Source organism: Litorilinea aerophila, from assembly GCF_006569185.2.
Classification (GTDB): Bacteria; Chloroflexota; Anaerolineae; order Caldilineales; family Caldilineaceae; genus Litorilinea; species Litorilinea aerophila.
Genome location: NZ_VIGC02000029.1, coordinates 1 through 25,718, shown reverse-complemented (window position 1 = coordinate 25,718; position 25,718 = coordinate 1). Strand labels below are relative to the sequence as shown.

Here is a 25,718-nt window from a genome sequence, read left to right as displayed (position 1 = left end):
CCGCAGCCACGACCAGGCCGATGGGGCTGAGCAGGGTTTCAATCCCTCGGATGGGTTGGGTGGGCCTTCGACCAATATCGCGCCCTGGGGGTTGGCGGCTTTAACAGCATGTTTCAATCCCTCGGATGGGTTGGGTGGGCCTTCGACCTGGGTGCGCTGGACGTGTGGGAGGATCTGACCGTCGGTTTCAATCCCTCGGATGGGTTGGGTGGGCCTTCGACCCAGGCGATGGCCCCAATGGCTGTAGTGATAGCAGTTTCAATCCCTCGGATGGGTTGGGTGGGCCTTCGACCCAGCATGGCCTGGGCAGCCTCGCCCGCGCTGAACGTTTCAATCCCTCGGATGGGTTGGGTGGGCCTTCGACAAAATGTGACGTGGATGTCACGTTTTCGGCTAAATGTGTTTCAATCCCTCGGATGGGTTGGGTGGGCCTTCGACCTGCATCCTCCTTGGCCGTTGCGGCCATGAACTGTGAGTTTCAATCCCTCGGATGGGTTGGGTGGGCCTTCGACCGGAAAGGCCGCTGTCTGTGCCGCCACGACCGACAGTTTCAATCCCTCGGATGGGTTGGGTGGGCCTTCGACAGTGCTCACACATTCGCCCCGGAGGCCGACTATATGTTTCAATCCCTCGGATGGGTTGGGTGGGCCTTCGACCGTGCTCACGTTGGCCGTAGATAACACAGTAGTACGGTTTCAATCCCTCGGATGGGTTGGGTGGGCCTTCGACCCGTGCGGCGACGGCGCGCCGGCGAGCACGGAACCGCGTTTCAATCCCTCGGATGGGTTGGGTGGGCCTTCGACGCGCGACCAAATCAAGTACACCACGCCAGACAACGTGTTTCAATCCCTCGGATGGGTTGGGTGGGCCTTCGACCGGATTGTGTCCCATCTGCTACCGCTACGAGCGGAAGTTTCAATCCCTCGGATGGGTTGGGTGGGCCTTCGACTTGTCTGTGGCCTCAATCATGCGCTGAATCTGCGCGTTTCAATCCCTCGGATGGGTTGGGTGGGCCTTCGACTTCATCTGCAGGAAGCCCTCTTTCCCGGCATCCAGTGTTTCAATCCCTCGGATGGGTTGGGTGGGCCTTCGACGGCGCACGCTGGAGCCGGGCGACGTACTCATCGGGCGGTTTCAATCCCTCGGATGGGTTGGGTGGGCCTTCGACATGCCAGACACGCGTCATGATTTCAACGCTCATGGCTGTTTCAATCCCTCGGATGGGTTGGGTGGGCCTTCGACCCGCCACACGTCCGGTGAACTGCCCGCTTGCTGCGTCGAGTTTCAATCCCTCGGATGGGTTGGGTGGGCCTTCGACGTGGAAGAAAAGCGCGTGCGTCTGCCACGCATCGGCTGGGTGGTTTCAATCCCTCGGATGGGTTGGGTGGGCCTTCGACCGGGCGACAATAACCGGGCAAGGAGGACATATAATGTTTCAATCCCTCGGATGGGTTGGGTGGGCCTTCGACCGCGTTGGCAGCCTGGGCCGCTGCGCCTGCCTGGGTTTCAATCCCTCGGATGGGTTGGGTGGGCCTTCGACCTTGAACAGGCTGGCCTTGGTGGCGCTTAGCGCGTGTTTCAATCCCTCGGATGGGTTGGGTGGGCCTTCGACCTGGACCGGAAAAAGGCGAGTTGCAACCAGCCATAATGTTTCAATCCCTCGGATGGGTTGGGTGGGCCTTCGACTGCCGGCCAGACTGCGCACCCAGAGCCCCTCCTCGTCGTTTCAATCCCTCGGATGGGTTGGGTGGGCCTTCGACCAACCCTGGCAGGCCCGGGACGGAAGCTGGTGGATTGTGTTTCAATCCCTCGGATGGGTTGGGTGGGCCTTCGACGGAGCCGGCTGCGATTTTTGGGCCGCCAAACGGTGGTTTCAATCCCTCGGATGGGTTGGGTGGGCCTTCGACGGGATGTCGGGCCGCCAGTAGTAGGCCACGTTCACCATGTTTCAATCCCTCGGATGGGTTGGGTGGGCCTTCGACCTTCCTGCTGGACGCATGCCCGTTTGCCGCGCCAGGTGTGTTTCAATCCCTCGGATGGGTTGGGTGGGCCTTCGACCCCATCAGGTGTCAACCTACGTGGGGTGGGTGAAGTTTCAATCCCTCGGATGGGTTGGGTGGGCCTTCGACCACCGGCTACAATGTGGCCAGGCGCCGGCGACAATGGTTTCAATCCCTCGGATGGGTTGGGTGGGCCTTCGACCGCCGCATGAGGGCCGACTGCCGGGGCCGAAGCTATGTTTCAATCCCTCGGATGGGTTGGGTGGGCCTTCGACTGACGCTGTGGCCGGGCGCCGATTTCGCGCTGGTGCAGTTTCAATCCCTCGGATGGGTTGGGTGGGCCTTCGACGGACGGCGCTACCACGCCACCCTGGGGCCTAACCCAAGTTTCAATCCCTCGGATGGGTTGGGTGGGCCTTCGACTCGGCCACTGCCTGCTGCTGGCGGACATAGAAGCGGGTTTCAATCCCTCGGATGGGTTGGGTGGGCCTTCGACTCAGCGGCAACTACAGCCTGCATTGTATCTGGCGGAGTTTCAATCCCTCGGATGGGTTGGGTGGGCCTTCGACGGCCGCGCTTTTTGCCATGCCGTCGACGCTGGCGCAAGTTTCAATCCCTCGGATGGGTTGGGTGGGCCTTCGACTCGCAGCGGCGAGGTCGGCGTGGCGAAATAAGCACAGTTTCAATCCCTCGGATGGGTTGGGTGGGCCTTCGACGCAACATGACCGGCATCGTGGTGTGTGGCCGGGATGAGGTTTCAATCCCTCGGATGGGTTGGGTGGGCCTTCGACAGAAACGTTCCGGTGTAGACGCCGTAACGCTCTACGGTTTCAATCCCTCGGATGGGTTGGGTGGGCCTTCGACCTGTGCTTGGGTGGGGCGCAATTTGGTGCGGAATGGTTTCAATCCCTCGGATGGGTTGGGTGGGCCTTCGACCTGTAGCGCCTGGCGACCAATAGCAGCCAGGGGTGTTTCAATCCCTCGGATGGGTTGGGTGGGCCTTCGACAACAATCGGGCTCTGGCCCGGGCCGGGCTAGAAACGGTTTCAATCCCTCGGATGGGTTGGGTGGGCCTTCGACTTTCACCCGCTTTCAAGCGGCGGAAGAATGCGACGGTTTCAATCCCTCGGATGGGTTGGGTGGGCCTTCGACTTATGCAGGAGCAGTACAGGTTGATGTATCTGGCGGTTTCAATCCCTCGGATGGGTTGGGTGGGCCTTCGACTCTACCTGCGGGAGTCGGGACGGGACGCCTGGGGAGTTTCAATCCCTCGGATGGGTTGGGTGGGCCTTCGACTCCCGGAGTAGCAGCGATGATATCCTGGATCCATCGGTTTCAATCCCTCGGATGGGTTGGGTGGGCCTTCGACACGGTGCCGGATTACAAGTGCCACACGCCAGGCAAAGTTTCAATCCCTCGGATGGGTTGGGTGGGCCTTCGACGGTTGTAGAGCAGGCGAGGGCTGGGACGGCCACGCGTTTCAATCCCTCGGATGGGTTGGGTGGGCCTTCGACCAACATGGCCGATCCAGGCCGCCGACCCTCTATCTGGTTTCAATCCCTCGGATGGGTTGGGTGGGCCTTCGACCCGGGGGCCGCCCCAGCCGGAGTTGGAGCGAGAACGGTTTCAATCCCTCGGATGGGTTGGGTGGGCCTTCGACTCGATACGGTCAGCAATCGTTTTCAGGTCGCCGCCGGTTTCAATCCCTCGGATGGGTTGGGTGGGCCTTCGACACATGACCGGCATCGTGGTGTGTGGCCGGGATGAGGTTTCAATCCCTCGGATGGGTTGGGTGGGCCTTCGACCCGCCCCCAAGTCAATGAGCTCTTCCCCGTTGTGGTAGTTTCAATCCCTCGGATGGGTTGGGTGGGCCTTCGACCCGTACAGGCGGAGCAGAAGGCGTATGCTACGCCGGTTTCAATCCCTCGGATGGGTTGGGTGGGCCTTCGACTGCGGTTACGGCACCGGCCGCCAGCTCACTGGTAGAGTTTCAATCCCTCGGATGGGTTGGGTGGGCCTTCGACTCTTTGTTGACGACTTCTTGTATGGCGGCGAACTCCAGTTTCAATCCCTCGGATGGGTTGGGTGGGCCTTCGACGGAATCTTCCATTTGCTGGACAATGCCGATGCTGCCGTTTCAATCCCTCGGATGGGTTGGGTGGGCCTTCGACGGAGCGCGTCTTTGGCCGTGTCCCCCTCCACCGGCTGTTTCAATCCCTCGGATGGGTTGGGTGGGCCTTCGACGATGCAGCGCGCTTGTTTTTCGCGTGGGTACGGAAAGTTTCAATCCCTCGGATGGGTTGGGTGGGCCTTCGACGACGAAGACGGGGGCGAAGAGGAAGGCCCGGCTAGCTGTTTCAATCCCTCGGATGGGTTGGGTGGGCCTTCGACTGAATGATCCGGCCCAGGTGGCCCAGGCGTTGTACGTTTCAATCCCTCGGATGGGTTGGGTGGGCCTTCGACGGCGTCCGGGCCTGCCATCCTGGTTTGCGTATAGCCCGTTTCAATCCCTCGGATGGGTTGGGTGGGCCTTCGACGCTGAACGGTACGACTATTGACCACTTGCGTATCAGTGTTTCAATCCCTCGGATGGGTTGGGTGGGCCTTCGACGGGGAGTGGTCAGCCACCTGGCAGCAGTATGGCCCGTTTCAATCCCTCGGATGGGTTGGGTGGGCCTTCGACGTTGTCGAGTTGAGCACCACCCAGGACGCGATCCAGCGTTTCAATCCCTCGGATGGGTTGGGTGGGCCTTCGACGCAGGGCCTCCCGGGCGAGGTGGCCCAAAAATGGCGGTTTCAATCCCTCGGATGGGTTGGGTGGGCCTTCGACCGTCGAAAAGCGCCGGGTAGGAGACACGGTCCATATGTTTCAATCCCTCGGATGGGTTGGGTGGGCCTTCGACAATCCACGAGTACCAGATCGCCGACCTGACTAAAATGTTTCAATCCCTCGGATGGGTTGGGTGGGCCTTCGACCAGTTGCGGGGGGGCGGTCCCCCCGACAAAAACCTGTTTCAATCCCTCGGATGGGTTGGGTGGGCCTTCGACTACGCCCTGGATATGGTCCCGTCGCTGGCCAGGATGGTTTCAATCCCTCGGATGGGTTGGGTGGGCCTTCGACCGAGTTATCGGCAGACGATGAGTCGAGTTTTCTCTCGTTTCAATCCCTCGGATGGGTTGGGTGGGCCTTCGACTGCATCAACCCGGCCCGGACGGGGCCGTCAGGACATGTTTCAATCCCTCGGATGGGTTGGGTGGGCCTTCGACCATCTCTCCTCCTTTTTGTGAACTGAACACTATTGCAGTTTCAATCCCTCGGATGGGTTGGGTGGGCCTTCGACAGGTGACCGACGCGGAGGCCGCCATGTTGGTGCCAGTTTCAATCCCTCGGATGGGTTGGGTGGGCCTTCGACTCTGTAGCCCCAACTGACAATCGCCCGGATCGAATGAGTTTCAATCCCTCGGATGGGTTGGGTGGGCCTTCGACATGGCGGCGCCCCACTGCTAGTGACGGCTAGGCGCAGTTTCAATCCCTCGGATGGGTTGGGTGGGCCTTCGACGCCGGAAGCTCCCCCCTAAAGGGGGGAGAGGACATGTTTCAATCCCTCGGATGGGTTGGGTGGGCCTTCGACGGGGCAGCGCCCGGCCCGTACCGGCTTGCGGATGGTGTTTCAATCCCTCGGATGGGTTGGGTGGGCCTTCGACTTTTCGTTTTCCGCCAACGCGGGCGGCGGAAAACGGTTTCAATCCCTCGGATGGGTTGGGTGGGCCTTCGACCCCTCTTCCATAGAGGAGGTGTGGTGTGGTGTGGGTGTTTCAATCCCTCGGATGGGTTGGGTGGGCCTTCGACGCGAACCAAACGGACTTAAAAGGCACGAGCTGGCCAGTTTCAATCCCTCGGATGGGTTGGGTGGGCCTTCGACTCAAATACCGGGATGGCAGCGAACGAACCGTCATTGTTTCAATCCCTCGGATGGGTTGGGTGGGCCTTCGACCGACCGGCCCTGCGTGGGGCAGATGCGGTGATGGCCAGTTTCAATCCCTCGGATGGGTTGGGTGGGCCTTCGACTGCCCGAGTGGGGGGGCACGGTCCTGGTGCGCGGACTGTTTCAATCCCTCGGATGGGTTGGGTGGGCCTTCGACAGCCATGACCGCGACAGCCGTAGGGCCTTCCATTCTTGTTTCAATCCCTCGGATGGGTTGGGTGGGCCTTCGACGGGTTGAAACTTGTATTGTTCACTCATTTGACGAAGGTTTCAATCCCTCGGATGGGTTGGGTGGGCCTTCGACTCGGCCAGGCCCTGGTGGCCATGCGCGACGCGGCCTGTTTCAATCCCTCGGATGGGTTGGGTGGGCCTTCGACGTCCAGAGGGATGGCAGGCGGCTTTTGAGTTGCGGAGTTTCAATCCCTCGGATGGGTTGGGTGGGCCTTCGACAAGATTACCATCTATCGGGCCGTGACCGGGCAGCGAGTTTCAATCCCTCGGATGGGTTGGGTGGGCCTTCGACTCACTTGCCGTGCGCGCCCCGCACCGCGAACACTGGTTTCAATCCCTCGGATGGGTTGGGTGGGCCTTCGACTCACCATCGTCACCCTGGGGGGCTCTACCACTGGGGAAGTTTCAATCCCTCGGATGGGTTGGGTGGGCCTTCGACCGGCTTTGCGGGGGGCCACGTGGGAAGAGGCTATCGCCGTTTCAATCCCTCGGATGGGTTGGGTGGGCCTTCGACTTTATCGTCACCCTATCGTCACCCCTATCGTCACCCTGGGGTTTCAATCCCTCGGATGGGTTGGGTGGGCCTTCGACCCACCAGCTGGCCCAGGCTGAATGCGGCCTGGTTCGTTTCAATCCCTCGGATGGGTTGGGTGGGCCTTCGACCGGTGGGGAGTGTTGTCACATTTTCGGGCCCGGATGTGTTTCAATCCCTCGGATGGGTTGGGTGGGCCTTCGACCGCTCTCGCATTTTCCCTAAAAACACGTGGGATCCTGGGATTTTCGTCCCCTATGCTCCCCCTTTTTGATGGGTTCTGCAACCCACAATGCTATTATACCACAGCACAGCCGTATCGCCTCCCACCTGCGAGGACCGGGTCTTCTCCTCTCCGCCAATCCGGCTCGGTTATGGATCCCAACCATTGTCCACCATTTCATCCAGCCTAGAACGGCCATCCCACCCCTGGCTGATACACTGGCCAAAGCCAGGACCCGCCCTTGCGAGGATTTCCCTCCAGGGTCGGCCCTGCTCCCTTGCTCGCAGCTTTTTTCTGCTCCCTTCCTCACTTTGCTAAACAACATAGAGATCCGGCTCCTCCGGCGGTGGTCCCCCCACCGTCTCCACCCGCTCCTGACAGGTCCCACAGAGGGGATAGATGCGAACTGAATCCTTCGCGTCCTCCAGATGCTCAGCCAGCATGGCCTGCAGACGCAGGTAGTCCCGCTCGTTCAAAAAACACTCAAACAGGCTGTATTGGGTCCACCGACCAAACGCGCTGAGAATTTTGTGGACCCGGCTCCGGCGTCGGTTGGACGGAATGTCGTATGCAATGACGTAGAGGGTAGTGGTTCGATTGTCTGCCATGGGGGATTCGCCAGATTCTGACCAATGAAGACAGGATTCGATGGGCTACCGAATTTGAAAGGGACGATAGGTGGGCACTTCGCCCAGCAAAAATTTGGCCAACAGCCGAGCCTGCAACTCCAGACAGCGCCGATAGCTGGCGCGATAGCCAAAGGCCGGGTGCTGAATCTCCGTGTTGAGGCGCTGCTCAAACTGCTGAAGAAACAGCTTGCGACCCGGCCCCGTCAGCCGGTAGGTCCCAAATTGTTCCTCAAAATGATGGGGCTGGATGATCTGCTTGTTGATGACCGTCAAAACCACTGAATCTACGATGGGGGTTCGCATCTCCTCCATCAGGTCCAGGGCCAATGCCGGCTTCCCGTAGCCCGGGCTGTGGAGAAAGCCCACATATGGGTCAAAGCCTACCAGCTGGACCGCGCTGAGAAGATGGTTCAACAGCAGGGTGTAGCCAAAGCTCAACAGCGCGTTGATGGGATCCGTCGGCGGACGCCGGCGTCGACCCGGAAAGGGAAAGGGCTGCTTCAGCAGTCGCCCGAAGCTGCGGAAAAAGGCCGCCGCTCCCGCACCTTCCATCCCCTGGAGGGTGCCCAAGGCGGATTCCTGCTGGGGACGAGACGGATCGGGCGGGCCGTCGCCGGTCACCTCCAGCCCGTCCACAGCCTGGATCAAGTCGCCCAGGGTGGCTGCATCGGCCGCCACCTGTTCTTCCTGCAGGGTTCGGTTGCTGCGCAGCAGGAGGGTGCGCTGGTTGTGCAATTTACCCCGCACAAAGCGCGCAGCCAGCCCAATGCGCCGGGGATAGTCCATGTGGGCCTGGAACTGGGCCAGGCGCAGAAAGACCTGCTTGCCCGTCCCGTTGGACAGCCGGCCTTTGAAGCGTCCGTGGTAATCGCAGAAACAGATGTCCGCTTCCTGCTCCAGGAGGGCCAGCAGGGCCGGTGTGGTCAGGGTGCTGTCGGCCAGGACGACTACCTGGTCGATCTTCATCATGGGCACCCGCACCGTGCGCGCCGCGCTGCCGTCCTGGCTGTTGGCCGGAATCTTGACAACCAGCGTTTCCCCGTCCTTGCGCACCACGCTGCGGGGTTCAGTCAGATACAGGGTGGTCATGGCGCTCCTTTCCGCATCGGTGTCCATCCGTGAAATCTGTCATTCTTGTCGTGGACGCCTCATCGATTCTTGTCCGGCCCCGGGCGGACTTCAGCCGCCAGTAACTCCGTCTCCCGGGGCAGGCAGATCTCCGCCAGGCTGCAGCCCCGGCAGCGGGCCCGCTGGCTGGTGTGGGGTGGAATTTCCCCCCGGGCCAGGACTTCCCGCATCTCCTGGAGGAGGCTTTGGGTCTGCTCCCGCAGGGTTGGCGTGAACGGAACTGCTACCCGGCGCCGGCTGCCGAAGTAAAAGAGGTAGCCGTGGCCGATGGATTGGCCCGTCATTTCCTCCAGGCAGAGGGCCTGAGCACAGAGCTGTACCTGGTCGTTGTTCCACTTCCCCTGTCGACCCTGCTTGTATTCCACCGGCGTCAATTGTCCCTGGCTATCCTCTTCCACCAGGTCGCAGATGCCGGCCAGGCCCAGCCGCTCGCTGTAGACGTAGACCCGTCGATGGACCCGGGTCCCCGCGGGTGTCAATTCCTGGCCTGGCGTGTGGGCCCGCTGATGGTTGAGAACGCCCCGCAGTACGTGGGCGTTTTCTGCCATTTCCCCCAGCACATACATGTACCAGAAGCGGCGGGGGCAGTAGGCGAACTGGTTGATGTAGGAGAGGGGTAGGGGATCCATGGGGGTAGTCCTGAGTTTGAAGTCCTGAGTCCGAAGTCCTGAGTCCGAAGTCCTGTGTCCTGAGTCCGAAGTCCTGAGTTCTAAGTCCGGGGTCCGGGGTCCGGAGCCGAGGGTGGGGGTGTCATCGATTTTGGGCGGGGTTGAGCGTTCAGACTGAAACTTGCCATGTTCAACCCCCTACATCCCCCCGGCCAACATCTCTGCTTCCCCTAGAACTTCGGACCCCGGACTCCGGACTTCGGACTCCGGACTCTACACCGACCACCCGCACCATGCCCAGGCCGTGGGTGGTTTTGTAGCCGATGCCGGTGTAGAAGGCCAGGGTGAGCAGGCGGTTGAAGTGGGCCACGTAGTCGGCGTGGCTGGGATCCAGCACCCGATAGGCCAGTCGCCCTACACCGCCCCGGTAGCTCTGGCGTTGGAAGGGGAAGTTCTGGGTCTGCCAGCGCCAGACCGCACTGACTGTCACATTTCGCTCGACCCATTCCTCAAAGGCGAGCCCCCATTGGTCGCCCGTGAGCCGGTCCCAACGGGTGCGCAGGCCGGCCACAGCCAGACGGGGCATGGGAAAGACCTCCACCCGACGGGTCCGGTTGTCGGCCTGACCCCAGCGGATAGCCGTGGGGCTGGCGAATTCCAGGGTCCACTGGGTGGGTGTTTCGTGGAGCCGGCGCAGGCTGTCCAGGGTGGTGTAGCCGCACCAGGGGTGGCTGCCCGGCGCGCCGTAGACCTGGGTGATGGCCAGCTGGACTTCGCCCAGGCGGATGGTGGGCAGGGGCCCCCGGAGGAGGTGTTCCTGGAAGGCCTGGAAGAGCTGGTCGTCCAGCAGGCAGATGCGCAGCCACCCCTGCTGGCCGGCCTGGATGGTCAGCCGCCGGGGCGATGAGCCCCGGTCCAGGGGGAAGCCCTGCAGGGGAGAGAGGGCAAAGGCGGAGCGGCCCTGGGCGTCGTGCATGTGGCGGGAGAGGGCAGGATCGACTTGGTCCACGATGGCGTAGAAGGCGGCGTGGGCCAGTTCGCCGGCCACGGGTGGCAGCGAACCGCCGTTGAGGGCTACCAGGTCCAGGACCAGGGCCCGCAGCGCGTGGGGGGGTGTGGGGGTTGGATCTCGCATCAGGGTGCTCCTTGGATGTGTAGGGCCAACGATGCATTAGAGAATGATCGGGTCGTTCTGCTTTTTCTCCCGCCACCAGCCCAGGCTGTCCAGGAAGAAGGCGTTCTGGTTAAAGGCGATGGTCCAGGGCTGATCGCTGAGCCGGCCGCCGGGACGGCGCACGCGCAGTTCGTATAGGGCGAAGAGGGACGGCAAGGCCCGACCTAGTTTGATAGCGGAAGGGTGGCGGTCTATGAACCAGGCGACCAGCTGTTTCCTGCGTAGATGGCGGTTCAGGCGCCGTAGGCGCATCTCTGGATCGGTTCCGATCTCCAATCCGCTCAATACGGTCACTTCTGCTTTTCGGCCGGCCAGTACTTCTTCTGGTGCCTCAAACCACACCCGGCGCGAATGCTCCAACATGCCGGCGAGACGGAAGAAACCATACACGCCCAGCAGTTCATCGGCAGCCGATTTAATCAGGCGGGCATAACGACGTTCCCGGGCCACTTCTTCCGACCATTGTCCGGCCAGCTTCTCCAGCGTCTGGAGGTAGGTATCTTCGTCGATCTCCTCGCAGATGCCTCGTCGCAACAGAAAGAACAGGTCATAGCGTCGGGCAGGAAAGCCGGGATCGCTACCGCGCTCGTCCAGGATGGCAGCTTCGAAGCCTGTGCCCCGAAAGGTCAGCAGGGGCGCTAGAATTTTCTGCTCGTTGTAGCGTCGATGCTGTCCTGCCGCTTGCCCAGCGCTTTTGCCCGTCAAAGCCTCGATGGCCTTCTCCAGTCCGGCTGCCACCATGGGCCGATCATCCGCTTGGAAGAGGCTCTGTGCGTGCCAGCGCGCAGCGTGAAACTCGGCTGGCGCGTGGCTGCGCAGATAGTGGGCGAAATCTTCCGGGGCCTGGTAGGCTTCGTCAATCACTTCCGTCAACTGTTGGCGGGTAACCTGCCGGTCGGAGGCCAACTTGTCGGCCAGGAAGTGATAGACGTACTCGGGCACCAGAGCAATGCACCAGTTGGGAATGTCGTGGGCTTTGGCATGGCGGCCAAGGCGGCCAAAGCGCTGGATGAATTGGCTGGCCGTGCGAGCTTCAAAGATCAAGATGTCTTTGCCTGTGGCGTCCTTGAAGTCGATCCCTACCTCGATGGTGGATGTACCAACTGTGAATGGTCGTTGGAGTGCGGCTTCCCGTTCCTGTTCGGAGGTGAAACCATGTACTTCGCCCACTGGCACCTGTGGGAATCGCTCGCGCAAAGTCTGGGCCAGGGCCATGGCACCGGCCACCGAGTCCAGGATGGTCACCAGTCGGGCCTGGGGATATTGGGCCAGGAATGCTTCCACCTGCGGCAGATACTCGACCAACGTCGTTGTCCCTTGCCAGCGTCCCAGGTCAGCCGGCACCAGGGTGAGACGCACAGGATGGGCGATGGTGCGGGCTGCGGGCGATGCCCCTGGTTGCGCCTGCACCACCTCTACTGGCAGGTTTAGATTCTGGCGCAACCAGGGCAACATTGGGGAATCAGGCGTGGCCGAAGCGAAGATGGCCACCCGCCCCAGGTGTGGGTTGATGGCCTGCAGCGTGGCCAGCAGGTAGGCTACATCGGCCATCTGCTTCACGTTGTAGAGATGGAACTCGTCGAAGACAAACAGCCGATATCGTCCAATTAAGCTGAACAGTCGCTGACTCAGCCCACCCGGTCCTCTGTACAGGCCGAAAAAGGTGTAGAACAGAATGTCAGGATTGGTCAGAACCGTGGGCTCCCAATTCAGGAGACGCTCCAGCGCAGGCGCGTGGCGGTCGAGATCCAGCTTTGCCTGCCAATCATCAAGCTGTTTACTGTCGATATGCAGAAGTCTGTACTCATCGTTTGGGTCTAGCCAGGGTTTCAGTGCCCGCTCCTGGTCTCGGATCAACTCGTTGGTGGGGTAGACACCAAAGGCCGGCACACCGTGGTTGATGGCATATGCATAGCTACCCAGGGTCTTGCCACTGCCCGTGGGCGTGACCAGAAAGAGGCACAGAGTCTGCCTATCGGTCAACGCCTGGGCAATCAGATCGTACACCTGTCGTTGATAGGTATACGGACGCCAGTCTCCTAGCCAGGGGCCGGGCACCTGCTCATAGGCCAGCGGCTTTACCTGAATGGTCAGGGAAGTCATCACCGTCTCCTTCGAGACCGCTTAGTTTGGACCTCTCGGGCCAGAAATGCCATGGCAGCGGGCAGACACACCTTTTCCTCACCAAAGTGCGCAATGTAGTGATCCGTTGCAGCGAACCGGGCCCGGCTGATTAGGCGGGTGGGCAGACTAGCCGCCAGCACATCGCAAAAGACAGGATCATTCCCCAGGTCTCGCCAGTTGAGAAGCAGCTCGCTCTGGAAATCGTCCTGTTCTTGCGTCACCTTGTCCGCTTTCTTGAGCCGCAAACGCGCTTTGCCGGGGAATTTGCCCAGTCGGATGCGCACAGCCTGACCGTTAAGGAGACCGGTCAGCGACGCCTCGGAGGGAAGCTCTGCCTTTTCGTTCACCAGCACGTAGCAACGGAAGCGGGAGCCTGGCCGTAGCACCCGGGCGAAGCCCCAGTCGGGATAGCCCAGGGAAGGCGGCTTGCCGGGAAAAGCATAAGTCTCTCGCAAGGTGTTCCACTGCACCAGGCGATGGCTGACGTGCACAGCCTCGCCAGGGGTGATGTAGATACGGCCGTTGAGGGGCGTCAGTTCCTCGGCGTAGTACGGCTGCTGCACCAATCTGGCATATGTGTAGGTCTCGCCACGTACCAGCCCCAAGGCGTAGGTCAGGGCATAGTTGTGGAGAAAAGCGCCGGTCTCATAGACCTTGCCCCGCTCCACCGTGGCGTAGAATACATAGTCCAGCAGCTCGATCTCGCCCCGGTAGATTTCCATGGGACGCCTCCTCCTATACGGTGAAGGTGGCCGAACGGACATGCAGATCCTTCAAGAATTGGGCGAACCTCGTCTCGTCCCGGTTGAGCGCTCGCACGTCCTCCAGGATGGCCTGAAGCTCTTCTCCTGTGACCAATTCCACCCGACCGGCCACATTTTGCGTTAGTGTTTCAATGACACTGTTCGCGTGTTTCTGGAAGTCGACTAGGCTGAGCCCCCGTTCGACCATGTCGATCTCGTCATCGGCCATGAAGGCATCATAGAGCGCCTGGGTGAACTCCAGATTGGCGAACAGTTCTACGTCGGAGAAGGCGATGGCCAGCACATGGTTGCGCACGAAGCCCTGTCGCGTGCCCTCTTTGCCATAACGAGGGGTGCGAAGAATGTTTCCCAGCACATAGACGAATTCATCTGCCGTTAGATCTACAGTCGTCTCCACGGCTGGCAAGAAGACACCGGGCACAGTGTAATCGTACTCGGTGATGGTGCCAGAGGTGTGCTTTGCCTCGTCGATGACGTTGAATTTGACCTGCTTTTGGACGAGCTCATAAGGGCGTACTGAGAAACAAGTGTCGGTCATGAGACGGGCCTTGCGCGCGCCCTCTCCTTCCACTGCGGCGTAACCGTAGATCAGGCAGTCAGGACAATGGGTGCAGAGGCCTTCGGTGAGGTAGCAGTCCTCGTAGTGTTCTTTGATGGCCAGGGCTTCTTCGCCGAAGACGACCTGGCCGTTCTGGATGGCATAGGGGAAGATGCCATACTGGCGTAGCAGCGCCTTGCCCATGCGGCGTTCCGGCGCCACCTGCTTGCGTTTGAACATCACCAATCGGGTGGTGGGCTCGGGGTGGCTCAGGCCGGCTGGTGTCTGCTCCACATCCTGTTGCTCGCCGCCTTCGGTGGTGAAGATGGCGTAGGACTTGGTCTCCCGCAGCAGGATGATGCTGGCATAGCGGTTGGTGGGCGTGCGGGGGATGGTGGGCACGAAGTTCTTGCTGTACTTTTCCAGTGTTGACAGTATCATGGTTTAAGCCTCCTGTTGTGTTTGTTGTTGAACAGCGCGTTGTTGTCTGTAATCTTCCCAGTGTCGAGATAGATGGCGATCCGTGTAATAGTAGATCCCATCTGCCAGGCTGTTCTCCAGGCGCAGGAAGCGGGCGAAGCTGCCGCCGGCCCGGCCCAGATAAAGCTCATCCACCAGAATGTCGATGAACTCTCCAACCTTGGTGGACAGTTCATTGCCCCAGGTTCGCACAACGATATCCCCTCGTCGCGTCTCCTGGCGGCGCTCCATGGCCTTGAGCAAGGTACCAGCGGCCAGCCGTTTCAATTCAGCGACTGCCTGCGGGGACGGCGCCTTGCCACTGATGGCCGCTTCCCGCATTTCGGGAATCATCTGCTGCGCCTTGCGCATGGCCGAGACCCCCTCACGGAAGACCAGCTCATAGCGTCGCGCCTTGCCGCGGCCACTGGCACCAAAAGGGAGAGCAATTGCGAGGGATTTCTCTGCGATCTTTTCGACCAGGTCCATCAATGCACCTCCGTAGAGTTCGGCCTGGATTTCCAACAGGACCTCACAAGCCTTGACAAGGGTAGGATAGGGCGAGTTACCGTCATTTAACCGTCCGTATTCTTTGTAGAATGTTGCGCCGGCCAGGGGCGACGTGTTTAACAATGCCAGCCGGCCAGAGATGTGCTTATCTTTTGTGTTCCGATTCGGCGCATGTACATCAGCCGTCACCACCCATAGGGCGGCGCTCAGATCGAGTGTGCGCTCCAGGCCGCTGCGTTGGCTATGCTCTCGACCATACAGCGTAATCTCGTCTGTACGCCCGCCCAGCAGGCCTCGCAACGCCGGAGGTGGTCCATCTAGGGTGATAGTGGCCTTAAGTTCGGCTGGATCGGCTACCGGCAGATAGGGCCGCTCGGTCAGGTAGACCTTGCAGCTGGTCAGGCCACTGATAACTGCCGCAGCGCACAGAGCCTTGGCCCACGCCTCTGTGCGCGTGGCGACTCGGGCGTCATCCCGCTCGCTTTCGCGCGCGGCCTTCTCCCAGGTGATAAGGTAATAGTGGGGTTGACCGCGTACATCGCCCAGAGAGATGCGCTCGCCGACGAAGTTGCGTCCACCCCAGCCCGCAATTTTGTCTGCTTCCCGCTCCAGAACATCCCTTAATTCCTCCAGCCACTCGGGATCGAAGCTGCGACGTTCCAGCCAAAGGCGTGGCAGGCCGTGAGCGTTGCCGTAGTCCCGAATGGGCAGGTTGGTCACCCGGTGGAATGGTCTAAACAGAGGCTCGAACAATCGCAAGTGTTCGGGCGTAAAGGAGAAGGTAGGCAGGATGTACAGGTAAATGCGGTAAGAGTTCTTGTAGTGGGCGGTGGCGGGCAGGCCCATACCGAGCATTTTGCGGAAGATAAACTCAAGCTGACAGATCGGACACCACAACCGATTGCCTTGGGGGGCTTCAAGGGCAGGCAAAACCCGATTTGAAAAGACCCGGCCAAAGTCATCCAGAATGCCTGTGCGTAGTCCCTGGGTATACGTGCTGGAACGGTTGCAGAGGGAACAAATCTTGCCCGTATGACCTTTGCGCTTCGGGCGGGAGTAGCCATCGAAGTTGTCATCCGCAAGATGGACGCCAGGCGCGAAAGAGAGATACAGGTGCTCCTGCAGGTAGTTCTCGAGTTCCTCCCGCCAGCCTAGTTCAGCCACAGCGGCCTGTCGGCCTTTTTGGGTGTCAAGAGAGCTAAACGCAGCCAGCACCTTGCGATGGAGGCGTTCGATCACTTCGGCTGAAGGCAAGCTTTCTGATATGCGATCGGCAAAGTCGGGACCGCGCAGAAAGTGGTAAGCGATGACCAGCACGTATTTACCGACGCCCCCCCGGGCCCAGATCTCACTCTCGGCCCGCAGGGTGTTGGCCACCTCTGCCGGAACAGAGAATGTCTTGAGGAACCAGTCAAGACGTTCAGTCTCCGGGCTCAAATCCCGTAGCAGGGTGTCAACGTGGAGGAGGTACTGTCGTACAAGGGACCACAGTTCATTGAACGCCTTGTGCTCTTTGGGATCGAGCAGTTGGATGCCCAAGCGCTGTTCTACAGTCGCACGCCATGTTTCATCTAACTCTTTGCGCTTGGCCACCAACCCGTCAATCTCCTTCTCTGCCACACGGGCATCTGGCTTGGCATCTAGCACAACATCGCGGACAACTTCCAGCAGAGATTCGACGCTGGCAAAGGCGTACACATACTGTTCGAAGTCAAATTTCTGACGACGCAGTCCATCTCTTGCGGCATTGCTGCCGCTTGTGCTTACCAAGGCGTTAAGTGCCAGGTCGACGACGTGAGTGACCGTGGTCTCCAGGTCAACAGGCGATATTTCGGCAGGGCCCAGGTACAGCGCTCCTGTAGCGAAGTAAAGCAGGGGGAAGAAACCAAACTCCTGAACCAGTTGCTGCGCCACAGCCTGGTGGATCACGTTCGTCAGAACACCCCGTACATCTTTGATTTCGTGGTAGTACAACGCGTACCTGCCGGGCGGCGACTGGGGCGCAAACAGGGACGACAGATCGGCCAGATAGCCCTGCAAGGACGCAACTGCCTTGGCCGGCGTTTTAACCGAGGCGATGGTGTCCGCGATGCGCACCAACAGCCACAATCGGGGTGCATCGGGATCCTCGCTCAGAAGGAGATCGCCATGCTTCGTACTCCGTTTATGCACATTGGCGGCCCGCATGAGGTGGTTGTCCACGTCGCCGGCGAAGGCCACCAGTCCCAAGCGTTCATACTCCTCCCGTAACCGGGGCAAAGGGATGCTGAATTGAGATGTGCCCAGGAGCTCAAGATTTGTATCCTTGTGTAGATCGTGCACCGTGAAAAGTGCAATCGCCTTGCGTAGATGTTCCGAGGTCAGCCCTGGAATGCGTGACTGGTTCATGACCAGGAATGCGGCGAGGCGCGCCAATCCAAAGGTCCCATTGATCAGGTGCGCCAAATGTGATTGCTCAGACAAATGAGGGTAGTCCGGCCCCCCCTTGGCCAGAATCAGATGGTAGTGCTGCCGTAACATTGCAGGGACTACCTGTTCCGTATACTCCTGTAGTATTTGATTGATTTCGGTTGCTGTGAGCACGGATTGTTATCCTTTCAGCCACATCATTCCTATGCAACTCGGTATGGTAAGACCTATGCCGATCTTGATAGCATATGCCCGCATCCAAAGGCGCTGTGCTCAATCAAGTTCTACGGCACGCCCGGGGTTACCGGGAGGGCTGATGCCCCGAGGGACAGGCACCAGCTTCCCTCTTGCCGGCAACCCCGGACCGTGCCCATTTTGATTCTCCCACATGGCCTCCCCATGCTGATGGGGAGCTTTGTTTTGTTGCGGGAAATTTCCGCTACACATACCCATACAGCCCCGCCAACTCCCGCACCAACCGCTCCATCTCCCGCCGGGCCTCAGGCCCCCCGGTGACTTTGCAGTAGGGGCCATATCCCAGCAACAGCCGCAGGGCCGTGAAGAGGTCGTCGGTGACGGCGGTCACCCGCACCCAGCCCGCCTCGTCCGCTTCGTGTACCCGGGTCTCGGCAAAGTGGCGGGTGATCTCCCCCGTGCGCGCGATGTCCGGGGCCAGCCTGTACTCCAGCCGGTACCGGGGCCGCCGGGGCGGCTCCGGCGGCAGCTTGTCTGGCAGGATCTCCAGCCCCTCGGCCAGGATGCGCCCCAGCCGGTACTTCTGCCACTGCCCCTGCTTCCAGACCCCATGGGGCCCCCGCACCTCCAGGCGATAGGCATCCAGGTACAGGTGCCGGCGCACCGTGTCGAAGTATAGGTGCCAGGGCTGGACCATGTGCCGGCGGAGTTCCCCGTCGGCCTGGCCGGGCGAACGGTAGTAGAAGGCCAGCAGCCGCCGCTGCTGGATGGCCCGATCCACCATCTCCTGCACCCGGGGCGGGATCTGGTCGCTGTCCCGCCGGCGCAGGTCGATTCGCAGCCGTTGTCGCCGCAGGGGAATGGAATCCCGCTGCCGCTCCGGCAGCCAGTCGCCGATCTGCTGCACCAGGTGTTGGACCGCGTCGCCGTTGGGCGCGCCGGGACGAAAGGCTTCCGCCAGGAAAGCCAGGGTATCCAGCTCTGCTTCGGTCAGGTAGATGGGGTGAAAATCGCCGTAGCTGAGGAGGTGGTATTCGCCGTTCCGGAATTCGATCTGCACGCCCCAGTCGCGCAGGCGCTTGATGTCGTTCTCGACCCGCTTCCGGCCGGCCTTCTGATCCACGTCCCGATAGGCAGTCGGGTCTTCGTCCACGTGGACCCAGTCCACCAAATCCTGCCATGCCGCCGGCCCACGCCGTAAACGGCGCAGGATGCTGAGGCTGCGGAACATGGGCAGGTTGGAGGATGACATGCAGACCAGTCCGACGGAATGTGCTTTTCAGAAGCGTAATTTGGGAGTCCAGTATAGCGCAAAGGGAGGCAGGAGGCAATCGGCGTTTGGGGACCCCGATTTTTGACACCCGCGGCCTTCGGCCTTATAGTTTTACACCCAAACACTTAGAAAGGCAAAGGGATTTCCATGGACGTCTCCCCAGATGAGTGCGCCCGAACTGTGCTGGATGTGGTACCGGCGGTGATGCAGGCCATCCGGGCGGAGGTGCGCCGCCACCGGGGTGCCGACCTGTCGGTGCTCCAGGTGCGGGTGCTGGCCTTCCTGAACGGCCACCCGGGCTCCACCCTCTCTGCCGTGGCCGAGCACGTGGGCCTCACCCTGCCCTCCATGTCCAGCCAGATCAGCCGGCTGGTCCAGCGCGGGCTGGTGGCCCGGGAAACTTCTCCCCACGACCGGCGCTGTGTCACCCTGCGGCTGACGACCCAGGGCGCGGCCACCCTGGAGGCGGCCCGTCAGGCGGCCCGGGCCGGACTGGCGGAAACCCTTTCTGCCCTTTCGCCGACTGAACGAGCTACCGTGGTGGAGGCGCTTCAACGGCTGCGCCCCCTCTTTGCCGCGGCTTCTCTTCCCTCCCATTCCGCTTCCCAGGCCAGCGAAAACGCCGGGAATTCTTCCTGAACGTTTCTTGCCCCAGATAGGACCCGGGCCGGCGCGGCAGGCCGGCCCCGCTCTCTATTTCCATTCTCTCAGCCAGAACCTCTCAGCTAGAACGGAGCATTGAGTCGATGGCCATGTTCAAGCCTCCCCGCCTCCCCAACATCCCGCCAGAGATCCTGCCCCTGCGGGCCCGCCACTTTCGCCTGCCCAAGACCCTCTCCGCCATGCGCCATCGCAATTTCCGCCTCTACATGGGGGGTCAGCTCATCTCCCTGGTGGGTACCTGGATGCAGATCATCGCCCAGGGCTGGCTGGTCTACGAAATCAGCCACTCCGAGGCGGCCCTGGGCATCGTCGGCTTTGCCTCGGCCATCCCCGCCCTCCTCATCACCCCTTGGGGCGGGGTGGTGGTGGACCAGGTGCCCAAGCGCAACCTGCTGGTGTGGACCCAGTCCACGGCCATGCTCCTGGCCTTCGTTCTGGCCGGGTTGACCTTCAGCGGCGTGGTCCAGGTCTGGCATGTGGTGCTGTTGGCCGCGTGCCAGGGGGTGGTGAATGCCTTCGACGGGCCGGCCCGCCAGGCCTTCGTGGTGGAGATGGTGGGGCGGGACGACCTGACCAACGCCATTGCGCTCAATTCCATGACGTTCAATAGCGCCCGCATCCTGGGCCCGGCCATCGGCGGTGTTCTGCTGGCTGCCGTGGGCGCTGGTTGGTGTTTCCTGCTGAACGGCGTGACCTTCCTGGCGGTGATCGCCTGTCTGCTGGCCATGCGGCTGCCACCCCATCGTCGAGAGGTAGCAGGGATTTCCCCCTGGCGCCAGCTCATCGGCGGCCTGGCCTACGCCAACGGCCTGCGGGAGGTGCGTGCGCTGCTGCTCATGGCCCTGGTCTTCAGCCTGTTCGGCATTTCCTACAGCACGGTCTTGCCCGCCTTTGTGGATCGGATCCTGGGCCAGGGCGCGAGCGCGTTCGGGGCCATCAACGCGGCCTCTGGCGTGGGCGCGGTGACGGGGGCCTTCATCGTGGCCCGCTGGGGCGACAGTGGCCGCCGGGGGCGCTGGCTCACCTGGGCAGCCTTAAGTTTTCCGGTGGTGCTGGGGTTGTTCGCCGTCAACCGGTTCTACGGCCTGGCCCTGTTCCTGGCCGTGGTGCTGGGCATCGGCTTCATGCTGGAGTTCACCCTCATCAACACCCTGCTCCAGACCCACATCGAGGACGGGATGCGGGGCCGGGTGTTGAGCCTCTACACCCTGACCTTCTTCGGCTTCGCCCCCTTTGGCAACCTGGCCATTGGCACCCTCTCCGAGTGGTGGGGGCTGAGCCAGACCATCGTGGTCAGCGCGGCCCTCTGCCTCTCCCTCTCCCTTTGGATCGTGCTCCGGACGCCGGAGCTGCGCCGCCTGCCGTGAAGAAGAGGGGGATTGCCCAATCCCCCGGTCACCTCCCCATCCGCTGAACGCGGGGCAGGAAGATCACATGCTGCACCAAGGTGTCCCTCTCCAGCACGGCCGTCAGGTTCTGGATGTAGAAGAGGTCACCCACCAGGAAGGCCGGCACGTCCAGGTAGCGGGCCAGCTCCTGGGGGGCGGCGCCCTGGAGCATGGCTTTGGCCTGGAAGAGGGCATGGGCGTTGTAGAGGTTGGATAGGACCCCCTCGCCGATGACTCCTTCGTAGCGGCCCACGAACCAGTAGGGCGCGATGCGGGTGTATTCGTCCAGGGCGGCGTCGATCTGGCCGGGGATGGCCCGGTAGAGCGGGTCGGCCAGTTCGGGCGTCAGGTAGACGAAGTTGCGGGCCAGGTCGAAGTGTTTTTTGTAGTAGGGGATGCGCGGGGTGTCTGGCCCGGGCGCCCAGTAGGAGTCCTTGTCGAAGGTGTCGATGCGCAGCTGGATCAGGCGGTCCAGCTCCTGTTGCACCTGGCTGCGCAGGGCGGCATCTGCCTGGGCCGCGCCGGCCAGCTCCTGAAGCCCCAGGAAGCCCAGGTAGCCGGCGATGTAGCCGTTGAGCTCGTAAGGCTGCTGCGCGTAGTAGTCGTCGGCCGGGCCGTTGGGCAGGGGTACCTGGAGACGGCTTTTGGCCAGATCGTAGGCCTCGGATGCCCGCTCCGGGAAGAGGCGCGCGTACTGCCACAGGGCGTAGAAGTTCACCTGGGGATAGGTCCAGGTGAAGCCGGGGCCGGCCTGGGTGCTGGCGGGGAAGTTGGCCAGGTCCGCCTCCACCTCCGCGGGGAGGAGCATGTTTTCCCGGGGAGCGCCGTCGGCCCAGCCCACGTGGGCGACCATGGGCGGGTAGGGGCCCCGGCCTGCGAAGTAGCGGTCGAAGTAGGCGTGCAGGTAGGTCGCTGTTTCCGCCTGGAGGCCCGACGAGAGGAAGGGGTAGGCCCGGGTCAGGGTGTAGAGGGTCTCCCCCGGGTTGGCGAAGTAGTCCTCCAGGCCCCGCACCAGGAAGGCGTACACGTTGTAGTAGCCGGGGCGCAGGTCGCCCGCGGCCAGGATCTTGCCCACTTCCGCCTCCAGCCGCGCCACCAGCTCGGACCGAGATGGCTCCTGGGTCGGTTGGGATGCCGGCGGCTGGATGGTCAGGGCGGGCAGGGCGTGTGCGCCGCCCGCTGGCAGCCCTCTGGGCGCGAAGGCCAGGACGGCGTTGCTCCGGTGTACGTAGAGGCGCCCCTGGTAGGGGATGATGGGGTTCTGGTCGCCATGGTTGTGGTAGGCCGCGTTGACGCTCTGGGTGGCGCCCCGGTACCACCCCTGCAGCCGGGGCAGCCCCTCCAGCACGGTCCACATCTGGTCGTAGCCCGGCGCCAGCTCCTCCAGGTTGTAGGACCAGAGCTCCCGCCGGGAGCGCGGTTCGTCCATGGCGAAGTAGTCGCCTACCCGGTCGCAGCAGAGGTTGCGGAAGATGGTACGCCCGCCGCCGGAGATGGCCTGGGGTTCGGCCAGGGCGCCGAAGCCCTCGGTGACGCTCAGCAGGGTGGGCGTGGCGGGCTGCCAGCCCATGATGTAGCCCTTGGCGTCGGAGCAACAGCGGAAGGCGTTGCTGAAGTAGAGCAGGCCGTCTGGCCCGACGATGGGCGGGTAGCGGTTGCCGGAGCCGGTGCCCCACCAGTTGGCCGGTAGATACTCCGGGTAGCCGTCGCCGTCGCTGTCGAAGGTGAACTCCCTGCCGTCGGCCCGGTGGAGGGCGATGAGCACCCGGCGCCACGGCTTGTGGCGGAAGGGGGCCGGGTTGGGGTTGTCCTCCAGGTACTCGGTCATGCGGGGGGAGACGTCCACCACCGGGTAGCCGTGGGACCAGGGTTGGGGGCCGACCTCTGGCCCCAGGGTCTCCCCTTCGGGCCAGAGGGCAGAGTCGGTGTCGCAGGTGTACTCGAAGAGGTCGGCGATCTGGAGGAGGCCAAAGCGGCCACAGTCGGCGCTCAGGGTGCCGGGCCGCAAGCCGGCCCGATAGCCGTCGCTCGCGGCGAAGATGACCAGGTCCCCGTAAATGACCGGCCAGTAGGACTGGTACTGGATGCCCGGTAGGGTGTCGGAGCGCCAGCCCAGGGAGCCATCCGCGGCGTTCACTGCATAGGCCCGGTTGTCGTTGGCTGCGAAGTAGACCACGCCGTCGGCGTAGGCGGGGGATTGGAGGATGGGGCCGCCGGCCTGGAATTTCCACAGCAGTTGTCCGGCCTGGTCTGTGCCGTGGGCGCCGATGGCGTAGAGGCCGCCGTCCCGGTTGCCGGCGATCACCTGGCCGTCCACCACCAGCGGGTTGGTGGCAAAGCCGGCCCCCGCGCCGCTGTAGCGCCAGAGGAGCCGGCCGGTGGTGGCGTCCAAGGCGTGGAGGCTGCGGTCGTATCCCCCCACGTAGACCACGCCGTCGGCCACGGTGGGGGAGTTGCCCAGGGGCAGCCGGGTGTCGTAGCGCCAGGCCACCGCGCCCGTGGCCGCGTCCAGCGCATAGAGCCCCGCCGACGTGGCCACGTAGAGCAGGCCGTGGGCGGCGATGATCTGGACGTTCTGGGGGATGTAGGCTTCGATGGGCCGGTACCATTCCACCCCCAGGGGCAGGCCGTCGTCCGGAATGTCGGCGCTGCTCCAGGAGGTGCGCTGGGGATCGGCGGCCACCATGGGCCAGGCGCCTTCTTCTGCCTGTGGAGTGGATGGCTCCAGGGGTGCCTGGACGGTGGTCAGCGGCCGGGCCAGGGGCTGTGCCGCCGGCCGCAGCAGGCGAAGTGGCTGGGTGGAGGGCGGCGTGGGCAGGTAGCGGGCTGTGGCCTGGAGGGGCCGGCTGGCCAGCAGGAACAGGGTCAGGATGAACAGGGTGATGCGTGTGTGCATGGACCGTCCTTCGGCTCTTTTCCTCGGGGCTATCCGCCTGGGCAACGCGGCTGACCTGGTGCCCCGGGCAAGGGGCACCAGGCCGTGTCACCGATTGCAGACGTAGATTGTCGCGCCCACGGGAGCCCTTTGCCGTGCCCGCCGCCTGCCCTGGACCGATGAATCCCGGGCGTTCTCCCGACGGCGGGAAGGGTTCAGCCCTGGCCTGCCCTGCCCCAGCGCACGGCCAGCTCCACGCAGACCTGGGTGGCCAGGGCCATGTCCTGGAGGCTAACCCACTCCAGGGGGCCGTGGACATTCTGCATGCCGGTGAAGAGGTTGGGCGTGGGCAGCCCTCGCTCCGTGAGCTGGGAGCCGTCGGTGCCGCCCCGGATGGGGGTAGTCACCGGTTCCAGGCCCACGGCCCGGATGGCCTCCATGGCCAGCTCCACGGGCCGCATGTCTTTCTCCAGCCAGTAGCGCATGTTGCGGTACTGGGGCGTGATGGTACAGGTCACCCGGGCCCGGGGCTCGGCCTGCTGCAGGGCCTGGCACAGGTTGCGCAGGAGGGCGCCGTGGGCCTCCAGCCCGTCCAGCTCAAAGTCCCGCAGGATGAAGTGGAGCTCTGCCTCGGCCGCGGTGCCCTTCATCTGGTAGAGGTGGATGAAGCCCTGTCGGCCGTCGGTGGTCTCCGGTGTACGGGTATGTTGGGGGAGAAATTCGATCAGTTTGGCGGCCAGGGTGAGCGCGTTGACCAGCACCCCTTTCGCCGTGCCCGGGTGGGTGGAGACGCCCGCGATGTGGACGGTGGCCTTGTCCGCGGAAAAGGTTTCGTAGGTGATCTCGCCCACGTCGCCGCCGTCCAGGGTGTAGGCCACGTCCGCGGCCAGCTCTTCCAGCTTCAGGTAGCGGATGCCCCGGCCGATCTCCTCGTCCGGCGTGAAGCAGATGCGGATGGGCCCGTGGGGGATCTCGGGGTGTTGGAGCAGGTGGGCGGCCATGGTCATGATGATGGCCACCCCGGCCTTGTCGTCCGCGCCCAGCAGGGTGGTGCCGCTGGCGGTGACGATGTCGTGGCCGATCTTCTTCCCCAGGGTGGGGAACTGCTCCGGGCTCAGGACCTGGGCCGGGTCGTCGGGCAGGGTGATGGGGCTGCCGTCGTAGCCGCGATGGACGATGGGCTTGACGCCGCTGGCATTGAAGGCGGGCGCGGTGTCCACGTGGGCCAGGAAGGCCACGGTGGGCGCCTGGGCGTCCGGAGCGGTGGCCGGGATGGTGGCCAGCACAAAGCCGTGCTCGGTGAGCTGGACATCCTGGGCGCCCAGTTCTTCAAGCTCCTGGGCCAGCATACGCAACAGGTCCCACTGGCAGGCGGTGCTGGGGACGCCTTCGGCCGCTTCGTCGCTCTGGGTGTCCACCTGGACGTAGCGCAGGAAGCGCTCCTCCAGTGCCTGGCGTTCTGCTTCGCTGAGGGTCAGGTTGAGGGTTGTCATGGTGCTTCCTCGATGACAGATAATCCGGTACTCTTTTTGTAGGGTTGATTCGAACCACAGATTAACACAGATTTTGATCCGGTTCCATCTGGAACCCGGATGGGTAGGTCCGGTCTCCTGGCCGGACATCCGCACCCAGCGGGACGGGAACCCATGTCACGCAGGGATGCGTGACCTACGGAGCGTGCGGGTTTTTTCATCCCCCGCAACGCAATGAAGGTGCATGAGTGTGCCGCGGGGGCATCCTGCCCTGAAAAAATGGAACCCGGATGGGTAGGTCCGGTCTCCTGGCCGGACATCCGCACCCAGCGGGACGGGAACCCATGTCACGCAGGGATGCGTGACCTACGGAGCGTGCGGAGTTTTCATTTCCCGCAACGCAATGAAGATGCATGAGTGTGCCGCGGGGGCATCCTGCCCTGAAAAAATGGAACCCGGATGGGTAGGTCCGGTCTCCTGGCCGGACATCCGCACCCAGCGGGACGGGAACCCATGTCACGCAGGGATGCGTGACCT

13 protein-coding genes and 1 CRISPR repeat array (1 of these 14 running past the window's edge) are annotated in these 25,718 nt (G+C 62.6%); of the genes, 2 read left to right on the top strand and 11 right to left on the bottom strand.

All coding sequences use genetic code 11. The annotated features are described in order from the left end of the window. A CRISPR array of direct repeats spans nucleotides 1–6,954; the repeat unit is 37 nt; unit sequence GTTTCAATCCCTCGGATGGGTTGGGTGGGCCTTCGAC; it reaches 7,605 nt to the left of the window's first position. Nucleotides 6,955–7,286: 332 nt separating this feature from the next. The 9 genes from cas2 to FKZ61_RS18740 all read right to left on the bottom strand — a co-directional run bounded on the left by cas2 (nucleotide 7,287) and on the right by FKZ61_RS18740 (nucleotide 18,762). Then, nucleotides 7,287–7,580 carry a CRISPR-associated endonuclease Cas2 gene (cas2, locus tag FKZ61_RS18780; RefSeq protein ID WP_141611683.1) on the bottom strand — a complete coding sequence of 98 codons (294 nt, stop codon included), beginning with the start codon at nucleotides 7,578–7,580 and terminating at the stop codon, nucleotides 7,287–7,289. A 45-nt stretch (nucleotides 7,581–7,625) separates the two neighbouring features. Then, nucleotides 7,626–8,690, bottom strand: a complete 1,065-nt coding sequence (gene cas1 / locus FKZ61_RS18775) for a CRISPR-associated endonuclease Cas1 (protein WP_170199989.1) — start codon at nucleotides 8,688–8,690, stop codon at nucleotides 7,626–7,628. Between the two features lie 59 nt (nucleotides 8,691–8,749). After that, nucleotides 8,750–9,358 (bottom strand): CRISPR-associated protein Cas4, encoded by a 609-nt coding sequence (cas4, locus tag FKZ61_RS18770; RefSeq protein WP_141611681.1) that lies wholly within the window; start codon nucleotides 9,356–9,358, stop codon nucleotides 8,750–8,752. A 169-nt stretch (nucleotides 9,359–9,527) separates the two neighbouring features. Next, nucleotides 9,528–10,472 (bottom strand): CRISPR system precrRNA processing endoribonuclease RAMP protein Cas6, encoded by a 945-nt coding sequence (gene cas6, locus FKZ61_RS18765; protein ID WP_141611680.1) that lies wholly within the window; start codon nucleotides 10,470–10,472, stop codon nucleotides 9,528–9,530. A 36-nt stretch (nucleotides 10,473–10,508) separates the two neighbouring features. Continuing rightward, complete coding sequence (gene cas3, locus FKZ61_RS18760) at nucleotides 10,509–12,614, bottom strand: type I-D CRISPR-associated helicase Cas3' (protein WP_141611679.1); 2,106 nt, start codon at nucleotides 12,612–12,614, stop codon at nucleotides 10,509–10,511. After that, nucleotides 12,614–13,357 (bottom strand): type I-D CRISPR-associated protein Cas5/Csc1, encoded by a 744-nt coding sequence (gene cas5d, locus FKZ61_RS18755; protein WP_170199987.1) that lies wholly within the window; start codon nucleotides 13,355–13,357, stop codon nucleotides 12,614–12,616. Before cas5d ends, cas3 begins: the two co-directional genes overlap by 1 nt. 13 nt (nucleotides 13,358–13,370) lie before the next feature. Next, nucleotides 13,371–14,378, bottom strand: coding sequence for a type I-D CRISPR-associated protein Cas7/Csc2 (gene cas7d / locus FKZ61_RS18750; RefSeq protein ID WP_141611677.1), 1,008 nt, complete (start codon nucleotides 14,376–14,378; stop codon nucleotides 13,371–13,373). Nucleotides 14,379–14,381: 3 nt separating this feature from the next. Then, nucleotides 14,382–17,489, bottom strand: coding sequence for a type I-D CRISPR-associated protein Cas10d/Csc3 (gene cas10d / locus FKZ61_RS18745; protein ID WP_141611676.1), 3,108 nt, complete (start codon nucleotides 17,487–17,489; stop codon nucleotides 14,382–14,384). 265 nt (nucleotides 17,490–17,754) lie between these two features. Then, complete coding sequence (locus tag FKZ61_RS18740; RefSeq protein ID WP_141611675.1) at nucleotides 17,755–18,762, bottom strand: helix-turn-helix transcriptional regulator; 1,008 nt, start codon at nucleotides 18,760–18,762, stop codon at nucleotides 17,755–17,757. Nucleotides 18,763–18,930: 168 nt separating this feature from the next. Here FKZ61_RS18740 and FKZ61_RS18735 point away from each other — a divergent pair, with 168 nt between their 5' ends. Together FKZ61_RS18735 and FKZ61_RS18730 are read left to right on the top strand one after the other, a co-directional pair. Beyond that, entirely contained in the window at nucleotides 18,931–19,422 is a 492-nt protein-coding gene (locus FKZ61_RS18735) for a MarR family winged helix-turn-helix transcriptional regulator (protein WP_141611674.1), read from the top strand. Between the two features lie 107 nt (nucleotides 19,423–19,529). Further along, nucleotides 19,530–20,813 carry an MFS transporter gene (locus FKZ61_RS18730; protein WP_141611673.1) on the top strand — a complete coding sequence of 428 codons (1,284 nt, stop codon included), beginning with the start codon at nucleotides 19,530–19,532 and terminating at the stop codon, nucleotides 20,811–20,813. A 28-nt stretch (nucleotides 20,814–20,841) separates the two neighbouring features. Here the strand turns inward: FKZ61_RS18730 and FKZ61_RS18725 are convergent, their stop codons facing one another. Both FKZ61_RS18725 and pepT read right to left on the bottom strand, forming a co-directional pair. Next, nucleotides 20,842–23,730, bottom strand: coding sequence for a PQQ-binding-like beta-propeller repeat protein (locus tag FKZ61_RS18725; protein ID WP_141611672.1), 2,889 nt, complete (start codon nucleotides 23,728–23,730; stop codon nucleotides 20,842–20,844). 194 nt (nucleotides 23,731–23,924) lie between these two features. Next, complete coding sequence (gene pepT, locus FKZ61_RS18720) at nucleotides 23,925–25,202, bottom strand: peptidase T (RefSeq protein WP_141611671.1); 1,278 nt, start codon at nucleotides 25,200–25,202, stop codon at nucleotides 23,925–23,927. Nucleotides 25,203–25,718 lie beyond the last annotated feature (516 nt).